Source organism: Amycolatopsis sp. lyj-84 (assembly GCF_046549075.1).
Taxonomy (GTDB): domain Bacteria; phylum Actinomycetota; class Actinomycetes; order Mycobacteriales; family Pseudonocardiaceae; genus Amycolatopsis.
In genome coordinates, this window is the sequence record NZ_JAJPWO010000010.1 from 71,428 (window position 1) to 97,768 (window position 26,341).

18 protein-coding genes and 1 riboswitch are annotated in these 26,341 nt (G+C 70.3%); of the genes, 12 read left to right on the plus strand and 6 right to left on the minus strand.

Going from position 1 to position 26,341, the window contains the following annotated elements:
• The first annotated feature begins 59 nt into the window (after positions 1–59).
• Genes cbiE through ACLJRM_RS28425 form a run of 5 tightly spaced genes read left to right on the plus strand, consistent with a single transcriptional unit; the run spans position 60 to position 6,851 of the window.
• Positions 60–1,205: a precorrin-6y C5,15-methyltransferase (decarboxylating) subunit CbiE gene (gene cbiE / locus ACLJRM_RS28405; RefSeq protein ID WP_410664781.1), complete on the plus strand. Its 1,146-nt coding sequence runs from the start codon at positions 60–62 to the stop codon at positions 1,203–1,205.
• Complete coding sequence (gene cobM / locus ACLJRM_RS28410) at positions 1,202–1,963, plus strand: precorrin-4 C(11)-methyltransferase (protein ID WP_410664782.1); 762 nt, start codon at positions 1,202–1,204, stop codon at positions 1,961–1,963. The genes cbiE and cobM overlap by 4 nt, the downstream gene beginning before the upstream one ends.
• Positions 1,960–2,955 carry a Gfo/Idh/MocA family protein gene (locus tag ACLJRM_RS28415; protein ID WP_410664783.1) on the plus strand — a complete coding sequence of 332 codons (996 nt, stop codon included), beginning with the start codon at positions 1,960–1,962 and terminating at the stop codon, positions 2,953–2,955. Before cobM ends, ACLJRM_RS28415 begins: the two co-directional genes overlap by 4 nt.
• The gene (locus ACLJRM_RS28420) at positions 2,952–3,698 is read left to right on the plus strand and encodes a cobalt-precorrin-6A reductase (protein ID WP_410664784.1); all 747 of its coding nucleotides are present in this window, start codon (positions 2,952–2,954) and stop codon (positions 3,696–3,698) included. Before ACLJRM_RS28415 ends, ACLJRM_RS28420 begins: the two co-directional genes overlap by 4 nt.
• A gap of 33 nt (positions 3,699–3,731) precedes the next feature.
• Entirely contained in the window at positions 3,732–6,851 is a 3,120-nt protein-coding gene (locus ACLJRM_RS28425) for an arabinosyltransferase domain-containing protein (RefSeq protein WP_101605733.1), read from the plus strand.
• An 84-nt stretch (positions 6,852–6,935) separates the two neighbouring features.
• Here the strand turns inward: ACLJRM_RS28425 and helR are convergent, their stop codons facing one another.
• Complete coding sequence (helR, locus tag ACLJRM_RS28430; RefSeq protein ID WP_410664785.1) at positions 6,936–9,104, minus strand: RNA polymerase recycling motor ATPase HelR; 2,169 nt, start codon at positions 9,102–9,104, stop codon at positions 6,936–6,938.
• A gap of 108 nt (positions 9,105–9,212) precedes the next feature.
• Positions 9,213–12,875, minus strand: coding sequence for a hypothetical protein (locus tag ACLJRM_RS28435; protein WP_410664786.1), 3,663 nt, complete (start codon positions 12,873–12,875; stop codon positions 9,213–9,215).
• A 94-nt stretch (positions 12,876–12,969) separates the two neighbouring features.
• On the opposite strand from ACLJRM_RS28435, the gene ACLJRM_RS28440 reads away from it, so the two are divergent.
• Positions 12,970–13,599, plus strand: coding sequence for a LuxR C-terminal-related transcriptional regulator (locus tag ACLJRM_RS28440; protein ID WP_233224285.1), 630 nt, complete (start codon positions 12,970–12,972; stop codon positions 13,597–13,599).
• Here ACLJRM_RS28440 and ACLJRM_RS28445 read toward each other — a convergent pair.
• From ACLJRM_RS28445 to ACLJRM_RS28455, 3 genes are read right to left on the minus strand one after another with little or no spacing between them, the layout of a single operon-like run.
• Positions 13,590–15,095 carry a precorrin-2 C(20)-methyltransferase gene (locus tag ACLJRM_RS28445; protein WP_101605731.1) on the minus strand — a complete coding sequence of 502 codons (1,506 nt, stop codon included), beginning with the start codon at positions 15,093–15,095 and terminating at the stop codon, positions 13,590–13,592. The two genes, ACLJRM_RS28440 and ACLJRM_RS28445, sit on opposite strands and share 10 nt — an antisense overlap.
• The gene (locus ACLJRM_RS28450) at positions 15,092–15,715 is read right to left on the minus strand and encodes a precorrin-8X methylmutase (RefSeq protein ID WP_101605730.1); all 624 of its coding nucleotides are present in this window, start codon (positions 15,713–15,715) and stop codon (positions 15,092–15,094) included. Before ACLJRM_RS28450 ends, ACLJRM_RS28445 begins: the two co-directional genes overlap by 4 nt.
• Positions 15,712–16,809 carry a precorrin-3B synthase gene (locus ACLJRM_RS28455; protein WP_410664787.1) on the minus strand — a complete coding sequence of 366 codons (1,098 nt, stop codon included), beginning with the start codon at positions 16,807–16,809 and terminating at the stop codon, positions 15,712–15,714. Before ACLJRM_RS28455 ends, ACLJRM_RS28450 begins: the two co-directional genes overlap by 4 nt.
• 98 nt (positions 16,810–16,907) lie before the next feature.
• On the opposite strand from ACLJRM_RS28455, the gene ACLJRM_RS28460 reads away from it, so the two are divergent.
• The 5 genes from ACLJRM_RS28460 to cobN all read left to right on the plus strand — a co-directional run bounded on the left by ACLJRM_RS28460 (position 16,908) and on the right by cobN (position 23,514).
• Positions 16,908–17,816, plus strand: coding sequence for an ABC transporter ATP-binding protein (locus ACLJRM_RS28460; protein ID WP_101605728.1), 909 nt, complete (start codon positions 16,908–16,910; stop codon positions 17,814–17,816).
• Positions 17,813–18,664: an ABC transporter permease gene (locus ACLJRM_RS28465; RefSeq protein ID WP_101605727.1), complete on the plus strand. Its 852-nt coding sequence runs from the start codon at positions 17,813–17,815 to the stop codon at positions 18,662–18,664. The genes ACLJRM_RS28460 and ACLJRM_RS28465 overlap by 4 nt, the downstream gene beginning before the upstream one ends.
• Positions 18,665–18,667: 3 nt before the next feature.
• Positions 18,668–18,913, plus strand: coding sequence for a helix-turn-helix transcriptional regulator (locus tag ACLJRM_RS28470; protein WP_101605726.1), 246 nt, complete (start codon positions 18,668–18,670; stop codon positions 18,911–18,913).
• Positions 18,910–19,575, plus strand: a complete 666-nt coding sequence (locus ACLJRM_RS28475) for a Clp protease N-terminal domain-containing protein (protein ID WP_410664788.1) — start codon at positions 18,910–18,912, stop codon at positions 19,573–19,575. The genes ACLJRM_RS28470 and ACLJRM_RS28475 overlap by 4 nt, the downstream gene beginning before the upstream one ends.
• Positions 19,576–19,803: 228 nt before the next feature.
• Positions 19,804–19,879: riboswitch (cobalamin riboswitch) on the plus strand.
• Between the two features lie 53 nt (positions 19,880–19,932).
• The gene (gene cobN, locus ACLJRM_RS28480; protein WP_410664789.1) at positions 19,933–23,514 is read left to right on the plus strand and encodes a cobaltochelatase subunit CobN; all 3,582 of its coding nucleotides are present in this window, start codon (positions 19,933–19,935) and stop codon (positions 23,512–23,514) included.
• Between the two features lie 200 nt (positions 23,515–23,714).
• On the opposite strand, the gene ACLJRM_RS28485 is transcribed toward cobN, so the two are convergent.
• Positions 23,715–24,803 carry a dihydrofolate reductase family protein gene (locus tag ACLJRM_RS28485; protein WP_410664790.1) on the minus strand — a complete coding sequence of 363 codons (1,089 nt, stop codon included), beginning with the start codon at positions 24,801–24,803 and terminating at the stop codon, positions 23,715–23,717.
• Positions 24,804–25,152: 349 nt separating this feature from the next.
• Between ACLJRM_RS28485 and ACLJRM_RS28490 the strand changes: the two genes are divergently transcribed.
• Positions 25,153–26,310, plus strand: coding sequence for a DUF222 domain-containing protein (locus ACLJRM_RS28490; protein WP_410664791.1), 1,158 nt, complete (start codon positions 25,153–25,155; stop codon positions 26,308–26,310).
• Positions 26,311–26,341: the final 31 nt, after the last annotated feature.

Here is a 26,341-nt window from a genome sequence, read left to right on the forward strand (position 1 = left end):
AGCTCTCCTGTCGTCGACGACGTCCGGCCGATCATCGCATAGGAAAACCTTCATCTACGGTGACGAACGTGCGCGAAAAATCACCCCTGACGGTCGTCGGGATCGGGGCCGACGGCTGGTCCGCCCTGTCCGGGCAGGCCAGGGAAGCGGTGCTGCGCGCGGACGTCGTCGTGGGCTCGCCGAGGCAACTCGCGTACCTGCCCTCGGAGGTGAAATCCGAGCCGTGGCCCAGCCCCCTGCTCCCCGCCCTGGACGACTTCCTGGCGGGCAAGGGCCGGGTCTGCGTGCTGGCCAGCGGCGACCCCCTCCTGTCCGGCATCGGCACGACGCTCCTCCGGCGCGGCTACGACGTCGAGATCCTGCCCGCGCTCTCCTCGGTGACGCTCGCCCGCGCGAAGCTCGGCTGGGCGGCGGAGGAGACCGAGGTGGTCACCGTCGTCGGCCGCGCGATCGGCCGGGTGAGCCGGGCGCTGGCGCCGGGCCGGAAGGTCCTCGTGCTCGGCGCGAACGCAGAAGACCTGCTCGACCTGCTCAAAGCCCGCGGATACGAACGGAGCCGCGTCACCGCGCTGTCCGACCTCGGCGGCCCGGACGAGCGGATCGGCCCCGGCTCGCTGACCGTGTTCGCCGTCGAGGCCGACGGTCCCGCGCTGCCGCTGACCGGCCTGCCGGACGACGCCTTCGAGCACGACGGCCAGCTCACCAAACGCGACCTCCGCGCGTCCGCGCTGGCCAGGCTCGCGCCGTCGCCCGGCGAACTGCTGTGGGACGTCGGCGCGGGCGCGGGCAGCGTCGGGATCGAGTGGTCCCGGGCGCATCCGCTGAACCGGGCGATCGCGATCGAACGCCTCCCGGAGCGAGCCACCCGGATCGCCCGGAACGCGGACACGCTCGGCGTCCCGGAACTCGACGTGGTGATCGGTGCGGCCCCGGAAGCACTCGAAGGGCTGACCAGGCCGAACGCGATCTTCCTTGGCGGCGGGTTGACCATTCCGGGTGTTCTGGACGCCTGCCTGGCGACCGGCGCACGGATCGTCGCGCACGGCGTGACCCTCGAATCCGAACAGGCGCTGGCCCGCGCGTACACCGGACACGGCGGCGAGCTGATCCGCGTCGGCGTCGAACAGGCCGCGCCGCTGGGCGGATTCACCGGCTGGACCCCGGCGCGAGCCGTGACGCAGTGGAGCTATCGGAGCAGACCTTGACCGTGCACTTCATCGGCGCCGGTCCCGGCGCCGCCGACCTCATCACCGTGCGGGGCCGTGACCTGCTCGCCCGCTGCGGAACCTGCCTGTACCCCGGCAGCATGACGCCCACGGCGCTCTTGGAGTACTGCCCGGACGACGCGGACCTCGTCGACACCGCGAACCTCGACCTGCCCGCGATCGTCGAGCGCATGGTCGAGGCCCACCACAACGGCCATGAGATCGCGCGGCTCTGTTCCGGGGATCCGTCGATCTACAGCGCGGTCGCCGAACAGATGCGCCGTCTCGACGCCGCGGGTGTCCCCTACGACGTCACCCCCGGCGTTCCCGCGTTCGCCGCCGCGGCCGCGCTGCTCAACCGCGAACTCACCGTGCCCGAGGTCGGCCAAAGCCTGGTCGTCACGCGAGCGCAGGCACGCTCCACGGCCATGCCACCGGGGGAAACGCTCGCCAACTTCGCGCGCACCGGCACCACCCTCGCGCTGCATCTGGCGATCAACCGCATCGAGCAGGTAGTCGACGAATTGCTGCCCTTCTATGAAGAGGACTGCCCCGCGGCGGTGGTGGCGCTGGCGAGTCAGCCCGGTGAGCAGGTGTTGCGCGGGACTCTCGGCACCATCGCCGCCCAGTCCCGCGAGGCCGGGATCAATCGCGCGGCGATGATCTTCGTCGGGAAAGTCCTTGCCGCCGAAGGGTTTCCCGACAGTTTCCTGTACTCGGCCACTCGTGATCGCGCCAACCAACCGGAGTCGCTGTGAAGAACCTTCGCTGGGGCCTGCTGGCCGCCGGGACCATCGCCGCCGAGTTCGCGGCGGGCGTCGAAGAGAGCAAGCACGGCGTGCTGGAGGCCGTCGCCGCGCGGTCCGGCGACCGGGCCGCCGAGTTCGCGAGCCGCTTCGAGATCCCGAAATGCTACGGCTCCTACGAGGATCTGCTCGCCGATCCGGACGTCGACGCGGTCTACATCTCGACGCCGCATCCGCTGCACGGCGAATGGGCGATCCGCGCGGCCGAGGCGGGCAAGCACATCCTGTGCGAAAAGCCGCTGACCGTGTCCGTCAGCGAAGCCGAGAAGGTCATCGAAGCGGCCCGCGTCAACGACGTCTTCCTCATGGAGGCGTTCATGTACCGGCTGCATCCGCAGATCCGGCGGCTGGCCGAGCTGATCTCCTGCGGCGCCATCGGCGAGGTCCGTGCCGTGGACGTCGCCTTCAGCTACAACTTCGCCGTCCCCCGGCTCACCGATCCCGCGCTGGGCGGTGGCGGGATCTTCGACGTCGGGTGTTACTGCACCTCGCTTTCGCGGCTGGTTTCGCAGGCCGCGACCGGGCAGGACGTCGTCGAGCCCGAAGAAGTGCTCGGGATGGCGAGGCTCGACGAAAACGGTATCGACGAGGTCGCGTTCGGCATGCTGCGGCTGCCGGGCGGGATCCTCGCGCAACTGGCCTGCGGCTTCCAGCTGACGCAGGACGACCACATCCGCGTGTACGGCTCACAAGGACAGCTGTACGTGCCGAAGCCGGCGTGGATCCACGAAATGCGCAGGCCGAAGACCTCCCAGATCATCCTCACGCCGGAAGGCGGGGAACCCGAGGTGATCGAAGTCGAGGCGACGCAGGGCCTCTTCGCCCGCGAAGCCGACCACGTCGCGACGCACCTCGATGACCGTCAAGCGCCCGAACTCACCTGGGCGGAGACGCTCGCCAACCTGCGCACCCTCGAACGCTGGCGTGCCGCCGTAGCCCGATGAGAGTGCTCATCCTGGGCGGCACCGGCGAAGCACGCGAGCTGGCGAAGGAGCTGGCGGCGCGCGGCGAACACGTCGTGTCGTCGCTCGCGGGCCGCGTCGCGCGTCCGAAACTGCCGGACGGTGAAGTCCGCGTCGGCGGCTTCGGCGGCCCGGAAGGTCTCGCGCGCTGGCTGGCCGAGAACGACGTCGCCGCGATGATCGACGCCACCCACCCCTTCGCCGAACGCATCGGCGCCAACGCGGCCGAAGCCGCGCGCGAAACGAGCACACCGTTGCTCAGGGTCGCCCGGCCTGGCTGGACCGAACAGCCCGGCGACACGTGGCACTGGGCCGACGACCTCGACCACGCCGCGCGGCTGCTCCCGGCTCTCGGCGAACGCGTGTTCCTCACCAGCGGCCGTCAAGGTCTCGCCGCCTTCGCCGGGCTCGACGACCTGTGGTTCCTGATCCGCTGCGTCGATCCACCCGAGGTGCGGCTCCCCAGGCGGTGCGAAGTCCTGCTGGACCGCGGTCCGTACACGGTGGACAAGGAACGCGGGCTGATGGAACGGCACGGCGTCGAGGTGCTCGTCACGAAGGACAGCGGCGGCGCGATGACCGCCGCGAAGCTCACCGCGGCCCGCGAACTCGGCCTCCCCATGGTCGTCGCCCGGCGGCCGTGGCGCCCCGAAACCGCCAGCGTGACGACGGTTCAGGACGCCTTAACCTGGCTCGACGCCGAGACCAAGGGCAGCCCTGCGTAAGCCGTTCGGACCAGACCCGTTAGCGTTGCGCCGATGCGTTTGATCGCTGTCACGCTGGGGTTGCTTTCCGCCTTGTGCGCGCTGGCTTTCCCCTTCCTGCCGGTGGTGCAGGACACAGCGGAGGTCGTCTGGCCAACGGGCGGCGACACCCGCTCCGTCAACGCGCCCTTGACCGGGTACTGGGCTCAAGACCTGCGCGTCGATCTGCCGTGCACGACCGTGCGGTCGCTGGACGCGCGTTCACAGGGTCAGGCGCTGCTGTTCTCGACCGTGCCCGACGGCCGCACCGACCCGCGCGCGGGCAAGGGCGTCGGCCTGCAGCTGCGCATCGACAACGGCGTGCTGCTCGCGTCCAGTCAGGGCCAGCAGATCGTGCAGCAACCGCTGCCTCCTCAGTCGACGACTCCTCCCAACTGCGACATCAAACTCGTCGCCGACGCGAACCAGATGACGCTGACCGTCGCCGAGACCGTGGTCTTCCACGCCGAGGGCGACGTCCGGCCGCGGCTGGTCGGGATCTACTCGTCGATCAACGCGGGCAAGGACCCGATCGCCGGGCTGCACGTCTCGGTCGTCCCGGACACCCGCTACCAGACCTCGCCGACGGTGCTGAAGTGGATCATCGGCCTGATCGCGGCGCTGTCGTTCATCGGCTGCCTGATCGCGGTGTGGCGGATGGACTCCGGGTTCGCCCGCCGCGCGCCCCGCTGGGCGCCGGTCGGCTGGTGGCGGCTGACCGCCCGCGACGCGACGGTGATCATCGCGCTCGGCGCGTGGGTCTTCATCGGCCCGGTCACCTCGGACGACGGCTACATCCTCACGATGTCCAGAGTCGCCGAAGACACCGGCTACATGACCAACTACCACCGCTGGTTCGGCGTCGCCGAAGCGCCGTTCGGCTGGTTCTACCACGTGTTCCAGCTGATGGCGCACGTCAGCACGGTGCCGCCGTGGATCCGGCTCCCGTCGTTCGTGCTCGGCGTGCTGAGCTGGCTGTTGATCAGCCGCGAGGTCATGCCGCGCCTCGGCACCCAGGTCCGGACGAGCCGCGCGGCCGGCTGGGCCGCCGCCGCGGTCTTCCTGGTCTGGTGGATGCCGTTCAACAACGGTGTCCGGCCGGAACCGGTCGCCGCGCTGGGCTCGCTGCTGGCGATCTGCGCCGTGGAGCGCGCGCTCGTGACGCGCCGCCTGCTGCCGCTGGCCCTCGGCCTCACCGCCGCCGGGTTCACCCTGGCCGCGACGCCGACCGGGCTGATCGCGGTCGCGCCGTTCCTGGTCGCCGCGCGCCCGCTGTTCAAACTGGTCCGCCAGCGCGCCGAGAACGGCTGGCTGCCGGTGCTCGCGCCGGTGCTGGCCGCAGGGCTGCTGGTGCTGATCGTCGTCTTCGCCGACCAGACCTTCGCCACCGTGCAGGAGGCGACCCGGATCCGCACCCAGGTCGGCCCGAACCTGTCGTGGTTCCAAGAGCTCGCGCGCTACCAATTGCTCTTCGAAAGCCTGCCGGACGGCTCGATGCCGCGCCGCTTCCCCGTCCTGCTCGTGTTGCTGTGCACCGGCACCTGCCTGGTGGTGCTGCTGCGCCGCGGCCGGATCCCGGGCGCCGCGCTCGGCCCCAGCCGCCGCCTGATCGGCACGGTCGCGCTCTTCTTCCTCCTGCTGGCCTTGACCCCGACCAAGTGGACGCACCACTTCGGCGCGTTCGCCGCCGTCGGCGCGGCCATGGCGGCGCTGACCGCGCTGGCGACCAGTTCGACGGTGCTGCGGTCGAGACGGAACCGGGCGGCGTTCCTCGCCGGGCTGCTCGTGGTCGGCGCGCTGGCCGCGACCGGGCCCAACTCCTTCTGGTTCGTCTCGAAACTCGGCGTGCAGTGGACCGGGGTGGCGCCGTCGATCGGCGGAATCCCGCTGTCGACGATCCTGCTCATCGCGGCCGCGATCTCCGGGATCTACGCGTTCGTGGAGAACGTCCGCGCGCACCGGCCCGGGCTGCCCGCCGGGCCGCAAGAAGGCCGGAGCCGGTCGCTGCGGCTCGGGTCGCTTTCGCTGGTGGTCGTCTGTGGCCTGATGGCCGGGGGCGAGTTCGTCAGCATGGCGTGGGCGATCCACAACCAGGCCGGTTCCTACAGCCTCGGCGCCGCGAACTTCGGGCATCTGTCCGGCAAGAGCTGCAACCTTTCCGACCACGTGATGGTGGAACGGGACGCCGCGACCAGCATCCTGCGGGCCCAGCCCGAACAGCGGACGGTGCCGGTGAAGAAGGAGGAGCCGCCCGCCGGGCAGACCCCGCCGCCGCTGCCCGATCCGGAACAGGACAACGGCCGCGTGCAGACCGGGTTCCACACCCGCGCGATCGACGACAAGGATCCGCTGGCCGAACCGCCGCACGGTTTCAAGCCCGACGAAGTGCCGATGTGGAGCAGCTTCCTCGACCCCGAGACGCGGGCCGGACGGCTTCGCAGCGATTGGTACGCCCTCGCCGAGAAGCCCGCTGACGGCCAGATCGTGGTCGCCACCGCGGGTGCCTCGCGGCGGCCGACGTCGGTCAGCCTCGACTACGGCGTGAACACCGGCGAAGGCGTGAAGATCGTCCGGAGCCAGTTCGTGCTCCCGCCGGGCGCCGGGACCAACGGCTGGAACGACACCCGGATCAACCTGCGCGACCTCCCCGCCGAGACGACGTCCGTGCGGATCAACATCGTCGACAACGACCTCACCGAAGACGGCTGGATCGCCGCCTCGGCGCCGCGCGTGCCGACGTTCACCACGCTGACCGAGAAGATCGCGGGCAAGCCGGTGTACGTCGACTGGCCGGCGTCGTTCGTCTACCCGTGCGTGCAGCCGGTGACCTCGCACGACGGCATCTCGAAGATGCCCGAGTACCGGATCACCGCGGGCGCCGTGGCCGACGAGGCGAACTGGGCGTCCAGCACCAACGGCGGTCCGATCGGCTGGCTCGAAGAGGTCGCCGCCGAACCCGAGGTGCCGAGCTACCTGATCGGTCAGCCGAGCCAGTCGTGGGGCCAGCTGCTGCAGGTCGAACCGTTCACCGAGGGGATCGCGCCGACGATCATCCACGGCGAGAAGGTCGTCCCCGGCTGGTGGTCGCCGGGTCCCGGCCCGAGGCAGCCGAACGGCAAGGACCCGACGCGCTGAGCTGAAGGGGACTTTCCCCGCATAGGACACAGCGAAGGGGCCCTTCACCGCATGTGATGCGGTGAAGGGCCCCTTCAGCTCTCTCTAGAGCCCGGCCAACGCCGGCGGCAAAGCATCGCTGTAGAGCACCCCGAGCCGCTGCGTGGCCCGGGTGAGCGCGACGTAGAGCTCGGCCGCCCCACGTGGCCCGTCGGCGAGGATCCGCACCGGGTCCACCACCAGGACCGCGTCGAACTCGAGCCCCTTCGTCTCCGACGCGGGCACCGTGCCCGGCACCCCCGGCGGCCCGATCACCACGCTGGTGCCCTCGCGGCCCGCTTCGTCCTTGACGAACTCCTCGATGGCCCCCGCCAGGGAATCCCCGGTGACCTTCCGCGCCCACGGCGCGACACCGTTGGAACGGACCGACTCCGGCGCCCGGACGTCGGGCGCGAACTCGGCGAGCACCGAGGCCGCGACGGCCATGATCTCCGCCGGCGTCCGGTAGTTCACCGTCAGCGAGCGGTAGACCCAGCGGCCCGGCACGTACGGCTCCAGCATCGCGCCCCAGGACCGCGCCCCGGCTTCGGACCGGCGTTGCGCCAGATCGCCGACGACGGTGAACGACCGGTTGGGGCAGCGCCGCATCAGCACCCGCCAGTCCATTTCGGACAGTTCCTGCGCCTCGTCGACCACGACGTGCCGGTACGTCCAGTCCCGGTCCGCCGAGGCCCGCTCGACGAGGCTGCGCGTGTCGTGCTCGACGAACCGGTCGGCGAGTTCGTCGGCGAAGAGCAGGTTTTCCGCGGACAGCAGGACGTCCTCGTCCATCTCCTCGCGGTCCAGCTTCATCGTGTCGAGCACACCTTCGGCGTACTCGGCCTCGGCCTTCTTCTCCCGCTCGACGGCCTTTTCCGCCGCCTGCTCCGCCGCTTTGTCACGGCCGAGCAGATCGACGAGTTCGTCGAGCAGCGGCATGTCCGACACCGTCCAGGCTTCCCCGTCGGCGCGCAGCAGCGCCTGGTCGGCACCGGCCGCCGTCAGCCGTTCCGGGGACGCGTAGAGCGCCCCGAGCAGGCTCTCGGGCGTCAGGATCGGCCAGAGCGCGTCGAGCGCGGCGGTGAACGTCTCGCTCTCCGCCAGTTCCTTCAGCAGGTCCTTCCGCAGCCGCTCCCATTCGTCGCGGTCGTCCCGGCTCAGCCAGCCGCGGCCGATCCGCGCGATCGCCCGCTCGGTCAGGACGTAGGTGACGATGTCGGTGAACGTCACCCGCGCTTCGTTGTGCGGCAGGCCGCTCTTGCGCGCCTCGTCCCTGGCCCACTCCGCGGTCTCGGCGTCGATCCGGACGGTGACGTCGGACAGCTCGATCGGCAGCGGTTCCTCCGGCAACCGCTGGCGTTCGGCGACGGCGGCGGCCAGGACGTCCAGCATCTTCAGCGAACCCTTGAGCCGCACCACTTCGGGGCCGTCCTCGGCGGTGACGTGCTTGCCGGGGACGAAATCGCCGGTGGTCATGAACACCACGTCGGTCTCGCCCAGCGACGGCAGGACCCGGCCGATGTGGTGCAGGAACGCCGGATTCGGCCCGACCACGAGCACGCCGTGGCGTTCCATCCGCTCGCGCTGGGTGTAGAGCAGGTACGCGACGCGGTGCAGCGCGACCACGGTCTTCCCGGTGCCCGGCCCGCCCTCGATCACCAGCACACCGGGGTGCTCGTGCCGGATGATCTCGTCCTGCTCGGCCTGGATGGTCGCGACGATGTCGCGCATCCCCTCACCGCGCGGCGCGTTGACGGCCGCGAGCAGCGCCGCGTCGCCTTCCGCGTCGCCGCCGGGGCGGCCGAACACCTCGTCGGTGAACCCGATCACCGCACGCCCGTGCGTGTGGAACTGGCGACGGCGGCGCATCTTCTCCGGTGTCGCGGCGGTCGCGGTGTAGAACGGCCGTGCCGCCGGCGCCCGCCAGTCGAGCAGTACCGGTTCGTAGTCCTTGTCCTCGTCGAAGAGACCGATACGGCCGATGTGGAAGGTCTCCCCCGCGTCGCTGTCCAGCCTGCCGAAGCACAGGCCGTTGTCCACGACGTCGAGCCGCCGCGACTCCCTGGCCAGCGAACGCACCTCGACGTCGCGTTCCATGGCCGTCGCGCCGGTTCCCCCCAGCGCGGCCTGGAACTCCCCCTTCACCCGCGCGCGTTCGGCGTCCAAGCGCGTGTAGAGCCCGGCGACGTACTCGCGTTCGGACCGCAGCTCTTCTTCATGACCCTGAGTTGACACAGACTCCCATTTCGCCAGGTTTCGGCTACGGCGAGTGAGTTTGAAGCATGACCGGGGTCTTGTGGCAAGTCCCCCCATGCGCTATATGTTTATTACGGAGAGAGTTGGTCATCCGCACGGTGGCGCGTACTCGAGCCCCGGAAAGTACCTCTCCCACTCCTCCCTGGTGATCCTCGGCGTCGCCAACCGGCAGATCTCTTCGCTCACCCGGTCCGTGTTCGTCTGCCACAGCTGCACACCGCTGCTCCCGATCGCGAGCGTCTGCCCGTCGTCCCGGTAGGCCACCGAGTTGACCGTCGCGGCGAACCCGGTGAGCTGCGCCCGCTCCACCGGGTTCCGGGGATCGGCGAGGTCCCAGACCCGCACCGTCCGGAACGCCGACGCCGCCAGTTCCCGCCCCGCCGGGCCGAACGCGAGATGCCCGACGCCTTCGGGATTGCCGCCCAGTTTCGCCAGCCGCACGGCGTGCGCGCGATCGGCGATGTCCCACAGGTAGACGTTCCGGTCGCTGCTGCCCGCGGCGACGGTCCGGCCGTCGGGACTGAGCGCCATCTTGAACAGGGCGCCGGCGTCGGGCCGCAGGGTCGACACCAGACTCGGCCGCTTCGGATCGGCGACGTCCCACAAGGTCACCGCGGACGAGCTGAGACCTTGGCTGCCCACGAGCGTCCGCCCGTCGGGCGTGAACGCGAGCGACCACACCGTGCCGTCACCGACCGGGAGGGTCCGCGGCTCGGCGAACCGCTGGGGATCGCCGACGTCCCAGAGCTGGATCGGCCCGTCGTCGTGGCCGGAGGCGAACGTCTTCCCGTCCGGGCTGAACGCGAGCGAATACGTCGGCTTGACCTCGGTGGACGCCGTCAGCTTCGGCGCCGTCGGATCGCTGATGTCCCAGCGCTGGAGCAGGAACGTCCCGGCGACGCCCGCGCCGTCGTGCGCGGCCAGCGCGAGGCTGCGCTTGTCCGGGCTGAGCGCGACGGCGGTGACCGTGGCCGGTCCGGGGAGTTTCGCGAGCTGTCGCGGGGCACGGAGGTCGTCCATCGTCCAAAGCCGCACGTCGTCCCCGGAGGTGACGAGGATCCGCCCCTGCTCGGTGAACGCGCCGACGTTCCAGCCCGCGCTCGAGGCCAGCGCGAGCTCGCCGAGGTCCTGCAACCGGACGGTCCGATCCGCGCTGGTGGACACGATGGTCTTGCCGTCCGGGGTGAACCCGGTCCACCAGATGGCGTTCGTGTGCCCGGACAGCGGCGGCAGTTCCTTCGCCGCCGCTCCCGTGACGTCCCACACGCGCACGGACTGGTCGTCCCCCGCGGTCACCACCAGCCTGCCGCTCGGGCTGAACCCGGCCGCCCAGACCACGGCCGGGGTGGTCATCGTCGACAGCGGCCGCGGCGACGCCGGATCGGCGACGTCCCAGAGCCGGGCCGTGCGATCCCAGCTGGTGGTGATCAGCCGTCTGCCGTCCGGGCTCCACGCCGGGGTGAGCTGCAGATCCTTGTGTCCGGAAAGGACGGAGCGCCGTCGCGGCGCGGCCGGGGTGGTGACGTCCCAGAGTTCCGCCGTCCAGTTCGTGTTCGTGACCGCCAGCAGCCTGCCGTCGGGGCTGAAGACGGCGCGTTCGAGCTCGTCGGCCGGGATCCCGCCGAGCGGTTTCGGGGCGCCGAGGTCGGAGACGTCGGTGAGCCGGACGGTGCGGTCGGCGGAACCGGTGGCGAGGAGGCGGCCGTCCGGGCTGAAACCGGTGGAAAGCAGGGCCTCCCGGTGCCCGGCGACGTCCGCCTTCCGCACCGGATTCCGTGGATCGGTCAGGTCCCAGAGCCGGACGGCGTGCTCCCGGGTGGCGGTCGCCAGGGCCCGTCCGTCGCGACTGAACGCGAGCGGGCCGCGAATCGTTTCCGAAGCGGGCAGCGTCGACAGGAGTTCCGGACGCCGGGAATCGGCGATGGACCACACCTGCGTCGCCCGGTAGGAGTCGGAGGTGACCATGAGCTGCCCGCTCAGCACGACGGTGACGTCACCGGGGTCGAAGGTCATCCTGGTGGCGAACGGCGCCGCCATGGACGCGAGCAGACCGTCGTGGGTCTCCTGGATCGGCGCGAGCCGGTACGCGGCGAGGCTGAGTTGGGTCGACAACGCCGGGTTCGACTCCCGTAACGTCTTCGCGTCGACGACGGCCTTGCGCGCGAGCGCCACGTTCCGCTGATCGGTCGCGGTGTTCCCGGCGTCGACGGCGTACACGACGGCCACGACCGCGAGGATCAGCAGCACGTGGAGGAGCGCGACAAGCCTGCGCAGCCTCCGTGTCCGTTTGCGGCCGACAGCGGTCTCCTCGGCTTCCGCGTCGAGTCCGGCCCGGAGGAACTCCTGTTCGCGCGTGCTCAACGCGTCCGGCGCCCTGGCCGCCCATTCGGCCGCGAGACCCAGCCGCGTACCGCGGTAGAGGCTGCCCTTGTCGCGATCCAGCGACTCCCACAGGTCGGTCGCCTCGGCCAGCTGACGATGCAGCCGATGTCCTTCGCGGTCCTCCGCGAGCCAGTCGCGTAGCCGGGGCCAGCCGCGGATCAGCGCCTCATGGGCGATCTCGACGCCGTCGCGGTCGAGAACCAGCAGGCGCGCGTCGGCGAGGCGTCCGAGAACCTCCGTCGTCGCGGGATCGTCGTCGAGCTCGCGCCGGTTGAGACGGCGCTTCGTGTCTTCGGTGCCTTCGCCGAGCGCGGTCAGCCGCAGGAAGATCTGCCGGACGAGGGCCTGCCTGTCCGGCTCCAGATCCGTGTACACCGCCTCCGCGGTCTGCGCGATCGCGTTGAGGATCCCGCCCGCCGACTCGTACGCCGCGCTGGTCAGCGTGATCCCCTGACGCCGCCGCCAGGTCTCCAGCAGCGCGTGCGAGACCAGCGGGAGCATCGCGGGCTGGCCGGTGGCGTCGGCGACGAGCGTCGTGACCAGCGCCGCCTCGACCCGGCAGCCCGCGCGGACGGCGGGTTCGACGATCGCGGTGCGGAGTTCGTCTGCGGTCATCGGGCCGACCATCACCTGTGCGTCGGTGAGGGCCTCCACGAGACCCGCGTGACGGCAGAGGTGACCGTAGAAGTCCGCGCGGACGCCGAGGACGACCCGGGTCCCGTGCTCGTCGCTCGCGAGCGCCAGCAGCGCGTCGATGAAGGCGGTGCGCTCGCCTTCGTCGTGGCAGAGCGCGTAAAGCTCCTCGAACTGATCGACGATCAGCAGCCGCCCCGCGACGGCACAGTCCGCTTCGAGCGGATGTGCTCCAGGCGTGCGAAGGTCGACAGGGCGTTCGCTCGACGGCGCCAGCCCGGCTCGCAGGACGGATGATTTTCCCGAACCCGAGGCGCCGAAGACGCCGACGAGCCGTCGTTCCGCGAGCTTGCCGGTCAGCTCGGCGACCAGCCGCTCACGGCCGAAGAACCGGTCGGCGTCGGTCGCCTGGAACGCGGCCAGGCCCAGATACGGGAGCTCGGTGTCGTCGCGTTCGCCGTCGGCCGCGGCGAGCCCGGCGGCGACGGCGCGCCAGCGGTCCTCCCACACCGGGAGATCCCCGCCGCACGCGGTGACGTACGCGGACGTCACCGCGAGCCCCGGCAGCTTCCGGCCTCCCGCCGCCTCGGAGAGGGCGGCGGCCGAGTAGCCCGCGCGGGCGGCGAGGTCCCGGTACGTCGGCCCGCCCGCCTTCTCCCGGAGCAGGCGAAGATCCGCCGCGAACCTCACGACGACGTCGTCACCCGGCCCCAGCGGGCGCTCGCGTCTCGGCACCAGGCCCCCCTGATCGTCGAAGCGTTATCGAATGGTCATTGTTCACCCAAAACGGCCGGACACTGTACAAAAGTTCTGCGCTACAACCGATGGCGTGCCGATTCGAACCCAAGTGGTGAGCGTGGTCTTCGCGGGTGTCCCCGAGCCGCCCGAGTCCTCGGAACTGGAAGTGGTCGCCTATACCCCCGACGAACGCGAAGCGGTCTGGCACGCCACCGTGCTGCGCCCGGACGTCCTCGTCCTGTCCGTTCACCCGCCCGCGCTCGACGGACTCGCCGTGACCCGCGAGCTGGCGTCGCGCGTGCCGGAAACCGCCGTGCTCGCGCTGACCCCGCCCGGCGACGGCGAACTCGGCGTCGCCGCGATGCTCGCGGGTGCCCGCGGCGTCCTGTCGCGGACCGCAGGCCACGCGGACCTGGTCCGGTTCATCCGCGGGGTCGCGGCGGGCGCGGTCGTGTTCGGCGAACGCGCGGCGGACCGGCTCTACGGCCTGCTGGCCGCCTCCGAGCCGGTCCGGATGTTCCCGCGGCTGACCTCACGCGAGCACGAAGTGCTGGACCTCCTGGCGGGCGGGTTGACGATCACGCAGGTGGCACGGCAACTGGGGCTCGCCCCCAAGACCGTGCGCAACGTGGTCTCGTCGATTCACGCGAAGGCCGGCACCGTCGATCGCGAGGTGCTGCTCGGCCAGGCGCGCAACGCCGGGCTCGGGCGTCACTCGTAACCGCGGGGCGTCCAGACGATCCCGTTCTCGGCACGGGTCTTCGACGAACCCACGATCAGCAGGCAGCGCATGTCCACCTCCGCCGGATCGAGCGTGCCGAGGGTGACCACGCGGACATCCTCCTCGGGACCGCCGACGTCACGGGCGACGACGACCGGCGTCTCCGGCGCGCGGTGCCGGAGCAGGACGTCGCGGGCCTGCGCGAGCTGTGTGGTCCTGGTGCGGGAGGCCGGGTTGTACAGCGCGAGCACGAGATCCGCCGCGCCCGCCGCGTCGAGGCGCCGTTCGATGATCTCCCACGGCTTGAGCCGATCGGACAGCGAAAGCACGCAGTAGTCGTGGCCCAGCGGAGCGCCGACCCGGGACGCGGCCGCCTGCGCGGCGGTCACCCCCGGCACGATCCGCACCCGCGTCCCCGTGCCGTGCCCGGCGGCGAGCTGCTCCAGCACCGCCGACGCCATCGCGAACACGCCGGGATCACCCGAGGACACCACCGCGACCTTGGCGCCGTTCGCGGCCAATTCCAGCGCTTCGACGGCACGTTCGGCCTCGACGCGGTTGCCCGACGCGTGCCGCTGCTGGCCCGCGCGCTGCGGTACCCGCGCGACATACGGGCCGTAGCCGACGACGTGCTCCGCCGCGGCCAGTTCCTCGGTCGCTTCGGGGGTCAGCCAGCCGGGGCCCGCCGGGCCGAGACCGACGACCACGACCTCGCCACCGGTGTGCGTTTCGGTCTTTCGCGGGCTCTCCGGTTCGTCGGCGAGCCGGGACGCGTAGGCCGGGCTGGGCAGCAGCGCCAGCGAGAAGTACGGCACCGACTCCGGGTCGACGTCGGCGAACGGCTCGACGCGCTGCGCCTGCCAGGTCGCGCGTTCGATGTAGAAGGCGTCGTCCAGCTTCCCGGCCTCGGCCAGCGCCTCGCGGACGTTGCCGAACGTACGGCCGAGTTTGAGCACCGCGGCGGCCTGCGTGTCGGCGAGGCGGCGCGCCAGTTCCGGCGCGGGCAGGGTCCCGGGCAGGATGGTGAGGACCTCGTCGCGCTGCACCAGCGGGCGGCCGAGCACCGACGACGCCGCGCTGACCGACGTCACGCCGGGCACGACGGTCGCCTCGTAGCGGTCGGCGAGCCGTTCGTGCATGTACATGTAGGAGCCGTAGAAGAACGGGTCGCCTTCGCAGAGCACGACGACGTCACGTCCGGCGTCGAGGTGTTCGGCGAGCCTTTTCGCGCTGAGCTCGTAGAAATCGGCGATGGCGCCTTCGTAGCCGCCGGGATGGTCGGTGGTCTCGGTGGTGACCGGGTAGACCAGCTTCTCTTCGAGCTGGCCGTCGCGCAGGTACGGCTCGGCGACCGAACGCGCGATGCTCCGGCCGTGCCGGGCGCTGTGATAGGCGATGACGTCGGCCTCGCCGATGAGCCGCGCGGCCTTCACCGTCATCAGTTCGGGGTCACCGGGCCCGAGCCCGACACCCCAGAGTTTCCCGGGCCCGCTCATTCGACCTCACTCGCCATCGCGTTGATCGCGGCGACGGCCATCGCGCTGCCGCCACGGCGTCCGTGCACCACCAGGTACGGCGCGGGCGCCCGCTCGGCGAGCTCCACTTTGGACTCGGCGGCGCCGACGAACCCGACCGGGACCCCGATGATCGCCGCCGGGGCACCGACCCCTTCGTCGAGCAGTTCCAGCAGGCGGAACAACGCGGTGGGCGCGTTGCCGATCGCCACCACGGAACCGGGCAGCTTGTCGCGCCACAGCTCCAGCGCGGCCGCGGAACGGGTGGTGCCCATCCGCTCGGCCAGCCCCGGCACCTTCGGGTCGGACAGCGTGCACAGCACCTCGTTGGCGGAAGGCAAACGCTTGCGGGTCACCCCGGACGCGATCATGTTGGCGTCGCAGAGGATCGGCGCGCCCGCCTCGAGCGCGGCCCGGCCGGATTCCACCACGTCCAGGCTGTAGCGGAGGTCGTCGACCAGGTCGACCATCCCGCAGGCGTGGATCATCCGCACGGCCAGCACCGCGACGTCGTCGGGCAGGATCGCGAGATCCGCCTCCTCGCGGATGGTGGCGAACGAATGCCGGTAGATCTCGGCACCGTCCCGGAGGTAGTCGATCACTGCTGTCCCTTCACTTCGGCACTGTCCTTCCGCGCCAACGTCCCGGCCAGCTCGCCGACCGGGACGAACGCCCCGTCGACCAGGTAACCGTCCTCCGTCGCGAGCACGTCGACGTGCTCGCGCGCGGGTTTTCCGCACCGCCGTTCACATCCGGCGAAATGGGCCATCGGGGTCCGGCCGACCCGTGCCGCTTCGGCCCGGACGTCGGCGAGCGACTTCGCGCAGCCCGGACGGCCGATACAGGCGCTGATCCCGAGCGACGGCGCGTCCGGATCGGTGATCAGACCGGCGTCGTCGTCCAGCGTGCCGAGGACCAGGATCGAGCGCCACGGCGTCACCACCGCATTGCCTGCCTTCGCGATCGCGCGCGCCTGTCCAGTGGTCAGGCGGCCGAAGACCGGCGCGACCCCGAAGGCGTCACCGATGCGCCCGATGGGCAGGCCCGGGTTCGTGTCGAAGACCCGCGGTTCTTCCTTTTCGCCCGGGATGTCCCGAAGAAGTGGTCCCGTGCCGGGAAGTTCGCCGATCCGCCAGGCGGTTCCCCTGATGCGAAGGAAAGCGCGCGCGACCGAGATCAGCGTCTCGACAGCGTGCTCCGCGGTGACGCGCAGGCCTGTGTCGGCGCCGTCGAGCAGCAGCGCGCCGTCACGCCAGCAGACGTCGGCGCCCTCCCCCGCGACGTCGCCGCGGCCGCCGTCGAGGGCGAAGAGGAAACGTCCGGGAAGTTCGGCCAGCTCGGGAACGGCGCACAGGGCCCTGTCGAGCGCCGGGGCGAGACGTTGGGCGACGTCGCTCAGGGGCGAGGCGAGGATGTTGCGGACGCGTTCGTGCGGCGGCGAAGGCAGGAGTCCGGCCGCGGAAAGCCTGGCCGCGAGACCGGGACGGGTGACGCCGCGGAGCTGGATGTTGCCGCGAGAGGTCAGGTGGAGAGCGCCGTCCCCGAGGTCGTCGGCGGCGTCCGCGAGGGCCCCGAGCTGGTCTTTCGTGATGGCCCCGCCGGGCAGCCGGATCCGGGCGAGCGGACCGTCCGCCGCGTCGTGCGTGGCGAAAACACCGGGGCACGCGTCGGCTCGGACACGCGTGCTCGTGGACATGCGCTCACTGTAGATGGCGACCTGGAGCGAGAGTACCTCTCAGATCATATGTAGTAGGTGTGCTACATTCAGTCGCAGCACTGAGATGGGGGTGACCAATGAGAGATCCACAAGACGTGATGATCTCCGTCAAAGATCTCCGGATGCGCTACGGAACGAACGACGTCCTCCACGGCGTCGACTTCACCGCGCACCGTGGCGAGGTGATCTGCCTGCTGGGGCCCAACGGGGCGGGCAAGACCACGACGATCGAGATCCTCGAAGGCTTCCGGATGCGCTCGGAAGGCGAGGTCAGCGTGCTGGGCGTCGACCCGGCGCACGCGGACGAGAACTGGAGGGCGCGGCTGGGGGTCGTCCTCCAGGCCTGGCGTGACCACGCGAAGTGGCGGGTGCGGGAACTGCTGGAGCACCTCGGCGGCTACTACGCGCCGTATTCCACCGACCGCATCAAGCGGCCGTGGGATCCGGACGAACTGGTCGCCGCGGTCGGGCTGACCGCGCACGCGGACAAGAAGGTCCGGATGCTCTCGGGCGGGCAGCGGCGCAGGCTGGACGTCGCGATCGGCATCGTCGGCCGTCCGGAACTGCTGTTCCTCGACGAGCCGACCGCCGGGCTGGACCCGGAGGCGCGGCGCGAGTTCCACGAACTCGTGCACCGGCTGACCGATGACGACGACACGACGATCCTGCTGACCACGCACGACCTCGACGAGGCCGAGAAGCTGGCCGACCGGATCCTCATCCTGAACCACGGCCGGATCGTCGCCGACGGTTCCGCCGACGCGCTGAGCAGGCAGATCGCCGGCGAGGCCGAGGTGCGCTGGACGCTGGACGGCCAGCGGTTCGTGCACTCGACCACGGAATCGACGAAGTACGTGCACGAACTGTTCAAGCAGCACGGGGACGCCATCGGCGACCTCGAGGTCCGGCGGGCGTCGCTCGAGGACACCTACATGACCCTGGTCCGCCAGGCGGAATCCCCGCTCACGGAGGTGGATGCGCGATGAACCCGGTTCAGCACAGCGTGCGGCTGGGCATCCGGCGAGGCTGGCTCGAAGCCCGCCAGATGATGACCAACGGCGAAGACCTGTTCAACACCTTCCTCTTCCCGGCGATCTTCGTCGTCGTCATGTTCTTCATGCGCGACGCGAAACTGCCGGGCATGGAGTTCTCGCTCGGCGCCGCCACCGTGCCGAGCGTGCTGGGCGCGTCGATCGTGTTCAGCGGCATGCTCGGGATGGCGGGCATCCTCGCCGTCGAACGCGAGGACGGCACGCTCCTGCGCGCCAAGGCGACGCCGAACGGCATGATCGGCTACCTCGTCGGCAAGGTCGTCACGGTGTCCTTCAGCACGGTCATCGGGATCCTGCTGGTGCTGATCCCCAGCCTGATCCTGTTCGACGGCATCGCGCCCGGCGGGTGGGCGTCGTGGCTGGGCCTGCTGTGGGTGCTGGTGCTCGGCCTGCTCGCCACCATGCCGATCGGCGCGATCTTCGGCTCACTGACCACGAACGCGCGCAGCATCGGCCTGATCATGCTGCCCACCCTGGGAATCGGCGCGATCTCGGGGATCTTCTACCCGATCACCGCACTGCCGGAATGGCTGCAGTACATCGGACAGGTGTTCCCGATGTACTGGCTCGGCCTCGGCATGCGCTCGGCGCTGCTGCCGGACTCGACGGTGATGATCGAGATCGGGCAGTCTTGGCGGCCATGGGAGACCCTCGGCGTACTGACCGCGTGGACCGTGATCGGATTGGCACTGGCCCCGGTCGTCCTGCGGCGCATGGCACGGCGTGAGTCCGGGTCCTCGGTGGCGGCACGACGGGAAAAGGCGATGCAGCGAATTGGCTAGTTCATGAGCGAGGTCGTTTACAACCGGATCGCGATGCTACGGGCGGAACGGGGCATCTCCCGCCGCGAGCTCGCCGATGCGCTGGGCGTGCACTACCAGACCATCGGCTATCTCGAACGCGGCGAGTACAGCCCGAGCCTCTACCTCGCACTGCGGATCGCGGCATTCTTCGAGGTGGCGGTGGAGATCATCTTCTCCACCGCCCCCTTCCCGCGGATCGGTGACTCCTCTTCGGAACGTTCGGCGTGAACCTGGTGGAGCGGGCGCACGCGCACGCAGTCCGGCTGGGACGGGACCGGGTCGGCGGGGAGGAACTCCTGCTCGCCATTTTGGACGATGGCGTCGGGTATGCACTTCCCGGCGCCTTGGGGATTTCTCGCGATGTCCTCGTGTGGCAACTGGAGAAAGCGCCCGCTTCCGACGTCGCCGCGGGCACCGAGTCGGGTTTCGCGGTCACCGCCGAAGTCCGCGAAGTGCTGCGGCACGACGGCTTCCTCGAGATGCTCGCCGCGTTGTCGTCGGCCGGCGGCGGAGTGACTCGCGTGCTGGGCGAACACGGTGTGACGGAAGAGCAGGTTCGCGAGGCCTACGCCCGGATCTGGGCTCCGCTGCTCGACAAGGACGCCGTCTGGGGTACTCCTGCTTCCCCTGCTCGTGGCCCTGCCGATCCGCCGCCCGAGATCGACCTGCTCAGCGACCAGATCGCCGAGCACCGGCGACGCAAGGAAGCGGCCGTCGACGCGCAGGAGTACACCCAGGCGGCGATCGTGCGCGACGCGGAGAAGGAGGTCGTCCGCCTGCGGTCACGGCTTATCCGGGAGTGGGCCGGGACGGTCGATCCGGTGGATCTCGCCGAGGCGGTCGTTTCACTGCGGGAGCAGGTCGCGAGACTTCAGGACCTTCGCAATTAGTCGGCTAAATACGGTGACCGAGGTTCGGTGTCGCGCCGGGTAGCGGTGGCTACCTGCTGAAATCACCCCATGGTGGTGAAAGATTCCGGACGTTCAACGTCCTGAATCCTCCCCACTCGCCCCTGGCCGACCCAGCACCCGCCCCCGCCCACCACCTGCCGGACACATCACCTTGACTCCCGCCGGACCGCACCGGAGAGTGAGCGGGAACCCACGCGTCGGCAGAGGGAGGAACCCGGTGAGAGTCCGGGGCGGTCCCGCCACTGTCACCCCTCCCAGCCACGAGAGGGGAAGCCAGGAACTCCGGCCGTCGCGACCGCACGACCCGGGGCGCGGACACCCCGAGTGAGGACTGCCGTGATCCTGCTTCTGTCCACATCGGACACCGACCTGCTCAGCGCCCGCGCCGGCGAGGCCGACTACCGGATGGCCAACCCCGCCCGGCTCGACCTGGCCGAGTTGCCCGCTCTGCTCGACGGCGCCCAGATCGTCGTCATCCGGATCCTCGGGTCCGAGCGCAGCTGGCAGGAGGGGCTCGACACGGTCCGCGCGAGTGGCGCGCACGTGGTCGTCCTCGGCGGCGAGCAGACGCCGGACGCGCAGCTCATGAAGCTCTCGACGGTCCCGGCCGGTACGGCGGCCGAGGCTCACGCGTACCTCGCGCAGGGCGGGCCGGAGAACCTCGCTCAGCTGCACCGCTTCCTCAGCGACACGCTCCTGCTCACCGGCGACGGTTTCGAGCCGCCCAAGGTGCAGCCGCTGTGGGGCGTCCTCCAGCGCACACCGAAGCGAACAGACGGCCCGGTCATCGCGATCCTCTACTACCGCGCGCATCACCTCTCCGGGAACACCGAGTTCGTCCACGCCCTCTCCGACGCCATCGAGGACGCCGGGGGCCGCGCGCTCCCGATCCACTGCGCGTCCCTGCGCACCCGCGAGCCGGAGATGATGGTCGAGCTGGCCAAGGCCGACGCGCTCCTGGTCACCGTGCTGGCCGCCGGCGGCACCAAGCCCTCCGAGGTCGGGGCGGGCGGGGACGACGAGGCGTGGGACGTCTCCGAGATGGCCGCGCTCGACATCCCGATTCTCCAGGCCCTCTGCCTCACCAGCGACCGCGAGACCTGGTCCGCGAACGACGACGGCCTCTCCCCGCTCGACGCGGGCAACCAGATGGCCGTCCCCGAGTTCGACGGCCGCCTCATCACCGTCCCGTTCTCGTTCAAGGAGATCGACGACGACGGCCTTCCCAAGTACGTGCCGGACGCCGAGCGCGCGTCCCGGGTCGCCAAGATCGCGCTCGCCCACGCTCGCTTGCGCCACACGCCGCCCCAGGAGCGCAAGATCGCGCTGATGCTGTCCGCGTACCCGACCAAGCATTCTCGCGTCGGCAACGCCGTCGGCCTCGACACGCCCGCGTCCGCGATCGAGTTGCTGCGCCGCATGCGCGACCGGGGGTACGACCTCGGCGAGGACCCGTTCCCCGGCGTCGAGCCCACCGGCACCGACCAGCCCGACGGTGACGCGCTGATCCACGCGCTCATCGCCGCGGGCGGCCAGGATCCGGAGTGGCTGACGGAAGAACAGCTGTCCGGCAACCCGATCCGCGTCCCGGCCGACAAGTACCGCGAGTGGTTCGCCGCGCTGCCCGCGGAACTGCGCGAGGGGATGGAGGAGCACTGGGGGCCCGCTCCCGGCGAGCTCTACGTCGACAACGGCGACATCGTGCTCGCGTCCCTGCAGTCCGGCAACGTCATCCTGATGATCCAGCCGCCTCGCGGATTCGGCGAGAACCCGGTGGCGATCTACCACAATCCGGACCTCCCGCCGAGCCACCACTATCTCGCCGCGTACCGCTGGCTGGAGGAGGAGTTCGGCGCGCACGCCGTCGTCCACCTCGGCAAACACGGTTCGCTGGAATGGCTTCCCGGTAAGACCGCCGGTCTCTCGGACTCCTGCGCGCCGGACGCCGTCCTCGGCAACCTGCCGCTGATCTACCCGTTCCTGATCAACGACCCCGGCGAGGGCGCCCAGGCGAAACGGCGCGCGCACGCCACGATCGTCGACCATCTGATCCCGCCGATGGCCCGCGCCGAGAGCTACGGCGACATGGCCCGCCTGGAACAGCTTCTCGACGAGCACGCCAACATCGCCGCGATGGACCCGGCGAAGCTGCCCGCGGTCCGCGCGCAGATCTGGACGCTCATCCAGGCCGCGAAGCTCGACCACGACCTCGGTGTCGAGGAACGCCCGCACGACGCGGAGTTCGACGACTTCCTGCTGCACATCGACGGCTGGCTGTGCGAGGTCAAGGACGCCCAGATCCGCGACGGCCTCCACATCCTCGGTGCCGCGCCGGAAGGCGAAGCCCGGATCAACCTCGTGCTGGCGATGCTGCGCGCCCAGCAGATGTGGGGCGGCAAGCAGGGCGCGGTTCCCGGACTGCGTTCCGCTTTGGGCCTCAAGGAGAACAGCGACGCACCACTGTCCGAAGTGGACGCCATCGAGCAGAAGGCCCGGTCGCTCGTCGAGGCGATGGAGGCCCGTGACTGGTCCCCCGCCGCCGTCGCCGAAGTCGTCGCCGACGTCCCGGAACACCAGGACGTCGCCCGCGTGCTGACCTTCGCCGCCACCGAGATCGTGCCTCGCCTGGCGGGCACCGGCGCCGAGATCGACGCCGTGCTCCACGCGCTCGACGGCGGCTACATTCCGGCGGGCCCCAGCGGGTCTCCCCTGCGTGGCCTGATCAACGTGCTGCCGACCGGCCGCAACTTCTACACCGTCGACCCGAAGGCCATCCCGAGCCGTCTCGCCTGGGAGACCGGGCAGGCGCTCGCCGACTCGCTTCTCCGCCGCTACAAGGAGGACACGGGCGACTGGCCGCGTTCGGTCGGCCTCTCGGTGTGGGGCACGTCGGCCATGCGCACGTCGGGTGACGACGCCGCGGAAGTCCTGGCCCTGCTGGGAGTCCAGCCGGTCTGGGACGAGGCGTCGCGCCGTGTCACCGGAATCGAAGCCATCTCGCTCGCCGAACTCGGCCGCCCGCGCATCGACGTCACCGTCCGGATCAGCGGCTTCTTCCGCGACGCCTTCCCGCACGTGATCGCGCTGATGGACGACGCCGTGCGCCTGGTCTCGAATCTGGACGAACCGGACGAGCAGAACTTCGTCCGCGCCCACACCCGCGCGGATCTGGCCGCGCACGGGGACGAACGCCGGGCCACCACCAGGATCTTCGGTTCCAAGCCCGGCGCGTACGGCGCGGGCCTGCTGCCGCTGATGGATTCCGGGAACTGGCGCGACGACAAGGATCTCGCCGAGGTCTACGCGGTCTGGGGCGGCTTCGCCTACGGCCGCGACCTCGACGGCAGGCCCGCGCGGGAGGACATGGAGAACTCCTACAAGCGGATCGTGGTCGCGGCCAAGAACACCGACACCCGCGAGCACGACATCGCCGATTCCGACGACTACTTCCAGTACCACGGCGGGATGATCGCGACGGTCCGCGCGCTCACCGGCACCGCGCCCGCGTCCTACGTCGGCGACAGCACCACGCCGGACGCGGTCCGCACCCGCACCCTCGGCGAGGAGACCGCCCGTGTCTTCCGTGCCCGCGTGGTCAACCCACGCTGGCTGGCGGCGATGCGCAAGCACGGTTACAAGGGCGCTTTCGAGCTGGCGGCGACTGTCGACTACCTCTTCGGTTTCGACGCCACCGCCGGCGTGGTCGGCGACTGGATGTACGAAAAGCTCACCGAGTCCTACGTACTCGACGAGGTCAACCAGGAGTTCCTGCGCCAGGCCAACCCGTGGGCGTTGCGCGGCATCATCGAGCGGCTGAACGAAGCCGCCGATCGGGGGCTCTGGGCGGAGCCGGACGCCGATCTTTTGGCTCAGCTGCGCGAGGTCTACCTATCGCTGGAGGGGGACCTCGAGTCCTGACGTCACCCGCTGGAGCAGCGTCATGGCCCTCCCGGCGGTACCACTGTCGTATGCGCAGAACTTAGCGTGACAGGGCGGTGGGACGACAACGATCGGGAGGACAGCGATGATCAAGCGTCTGTTGAAGGTCGTGCTTCGCCACGGTTGCTGCTCGGCGTGCACCGGTCAGGGCTGCGGCTGCTGCGACGCCTGTAAGTAGATCAGGGGCGGACACCCGGGATATGGGTGTTCGCGCGGCGGACGTCGGCGGCGAGGGCGGGTACCTCGATCACCCGGCGTCCGGCCGCTTCCAGCGTTTCGGCGCCGACGCAGTCGACGAACACCGACGGCTCGCGCCAGGCGAACACGACGCGGGGAATGCCGGCGTCGAGGATGAGCTGGGTGCAGCTCCGCGGATGTGACGTCCGGGAGCTGCACGGCTCCAGCGACGTGTACATGGTCGCGTCCGCCAGTCTCGGGTCTCCTGGTTCGAGTTTGGCGAGCGCGGCTTCTTCGGCGTGGTTGTTCGGATCGCCGTCGCCCGAGTAACCGGTGGAGATCACTTCGCCGTCGGCGCCGGTGATGACCGCGCCGACGCGGAAGGTGCGCGGCGGGCAGTTCTCGGCCAGCGCGATGGCCTCGCGCAGCCGCAGAATGTCCACTTCGGACGGTTCCGGCGTCGCGTGGTACTCCAGGACGGCGATTTCGCCCAGCCGGGTGCTGTCGACCAGCGTGAGCCCGCGAGGAAACGCGCCTGGGCCGGTGAACCGCGGCGCGCGCGGATCGCCGACGAAGAACGGCGCGATCGCCAGGTGCAGTTCGTCGACGAGTCCCTCGGTGAGGAACTGGGTGTGGATCGCGCCGCCGCCTTCGACCATCAGCCGCCGGATGCCGCGCGCGTGGAGGTCGGCCAGCATTTCCCGCAGGCCCGCCAGTTCGACGACGGTCGCCTTCAGGCCCGTGACGACACCGGGCGGCGCGTAGACCAGCTTCTCCGCGTCCCCGACGGTGAAGAACTGTGCCGCCGGATCGAGCGAGCCGCTCCGGGTGAGCGTGACCTTGACCGGCTGTTCCGGACGCCCGGCCGCGACCCGCTCGGCGACCAGTTCCGGCGAACGGACCAGCAGCCGGGGATTGTCCGCGCGGACCGTGTTCGCGCCGACGAGGATCGCGTCCGACGCCGCGCGCAGGCCGTCCACTCTGGCCCAGTCGTCCTGGGTGGACAGCACCAGCCGGGTGTCGGTCGCGTCGTCGAGGTAACCGTCCAGCGAGACCGCGGCGGAAAGCAGGACGTGGGGGCGTTCAATCACGCCGCCAGTATGCCCCGGCCGGTCGATTCAGCCGACACCCCACCTTCGCCGCGATCGACCTGATCGCCTCCCCCCTGCGACGAGACGCTTGAAATCCGGGATAGCGCCCGAGAAATCCAGCCCACGCACTGTTTACCACTACCGGGTGAACGTCACCCGGCGCGTACATTCCAGACTTCGCTTACCACGACTGCCATTACCGAATTTCGACAACGGCGGCGGCAGCCACAAGATCCAGAACTGTCGGTGAGGGATTGTAGGTTCGTCGGGTGGACACTTACCGAGCCACCGCTGTGGCGCTACTTGAGGAATCACCGACCCCGACAACCTGAAGGCCATCAATACCGCCGTGGATTCGTTGGAAGACAACGAATCCGTCGCCCTCGCGCAAGCGGCGTCGGCGGGGATCGCCCGGCTGGAAGCGATCCGCTTCCGTGCCCTGGCCCAGCTGAACCGGCATCGCGAAGGCGCGCGTAGCGTCACTCAGGAAGTCGCGTTCGCCCTGTCGGTGGGCGACAAGTACGCGGCCGGGCTGGTCGCCGCCGCCGAGGCGTTCACCACCAGGCTGCCCCGCACCCTTGGCTTGATGGACAAGGGTCAGGTGGACGGGTTCGGCGCGATGAAAGTCGTCACGGCCACCGCGTGGCTGTCAGACGAGCACGCGCTCGCCGCTGATGCCCTGCTGGAAGACCGGTTGCCCGGTAAGAATGCCGAACAGATCCGCAAAGCGGCGAACCACGCGGCGACAACTGTCGATCGTGAGGGCGCGGACAAGCGCTGCGAGCAGGCCCGCGAAAGCCGCCGCCTCGTGGTAAGTCAGGGTGAGGCGGGCGTGGCCTCGCTGGAGATCGAGGACGGCCCAGTGGAGAAGGTCGCCGCCGCCTACAACCGGATCAACCGGGAGGCCCGCGCGCTCAAGACCGGCGACGAGACCCGCACTCTGGACCAGCTTCGCGCCGACGTCGCCCTCGACCTCTTGTTGGGCGGCACCGGCGGGAAAAGTGAACGCGCCGAAGTATTCCTTTACATGGACCTCTTCACCTACCTCGGCCTCAACGACGACCCGACGGAAATGGCCGGACACGGCCACATCCCGGCGTCGCTGGCGCGGCACATCGCGAGCGGACCCAACACGGTGCTGCGGCGGATCATCACCGACCCGCTGTCAGGCCAGGTCGCAGATCTCGGCCGGGACCGGTATCGACCGACGGCCGGTCTTGACGAGTTCGTCCGGGTCCGCGACCGCGAATGCCGGAGACCAGGGTGCCACCGGCCCGCCCAGGCCTGCGATCTCGACCACTCCATCCCGTGGCAGTTCCAGGGCAACACCGACGCCGCCGACCTCATCGACTTCTGCCGCCGCGACCATCGGCTCAAGGACGAACCAGGGTGGATCTACCGACTGGCACCGGACGGAACCCTGACGATCACCACACCAACCGGCCAGGCCTACGACAGCAAGCCTCCGCCGCTGCACACACCCCGCACCGAGGAACCATCGTTCTGACTCCGTTGCCACGAAACGGCAACCGGCCTCT

Excerpts from the sequence above, each read along its gene's own strand:
- ACLJRM_RS28420 (WP_410664784.1), top strand. The coding sequence starts at position 2,952 with ATGAGAGTGCTCATCCTGGGCGGCACCGGCGAAGCACGCGAGCTGGCG.
- ACLJRM_RS28425 (WP_101605733.1), top strand. The coding sequence starts at position 3,732 with ATGCGTTTGATCGCTGTCACGCTGGGGTTGCTTTCCGCCTTGTGCGCG.
- ACLJRM_RS28445 (WP_101605731.1), bottom strand. The coding sequence starts at position 15,095 with ATGAGCGGGCCCGGGAAACTCTGGGGTGTCGGGCTCGGGCCCGGTGAC.
- ACLJRM_RS28455 (WP_410664787.1), bottom strand. The coding sequence starts at position 16,809 with ATGTCCACGAGCACGCGTGTCCGAGCCGACGCGTGCCCCGGTGTTTTC.
- ACLJRM_RS28460 (WP_101605728.1), top strand. The coding sequence starts at position 16,908 with ATGAGAGATCCACAAGACGTGATGATCTCCGTCAAAGATCTCCGGATG.
- ACLJRM_RS28465 (WP_101605727.1), top strand. The coding sequence starts at position 17,813 with ATGAACCCGGTTCAGCACAGCGTGCGGCTGGGCATCCGGCGAGGCTGG.
- ACLJRM_RS28470 (WP_101605726.1), top strand. The coding sequence starts at position 18,668 with ATGAGCGAGGTCGTTTACAACCGGATCGCGATGCTACGGGCGGAACGG.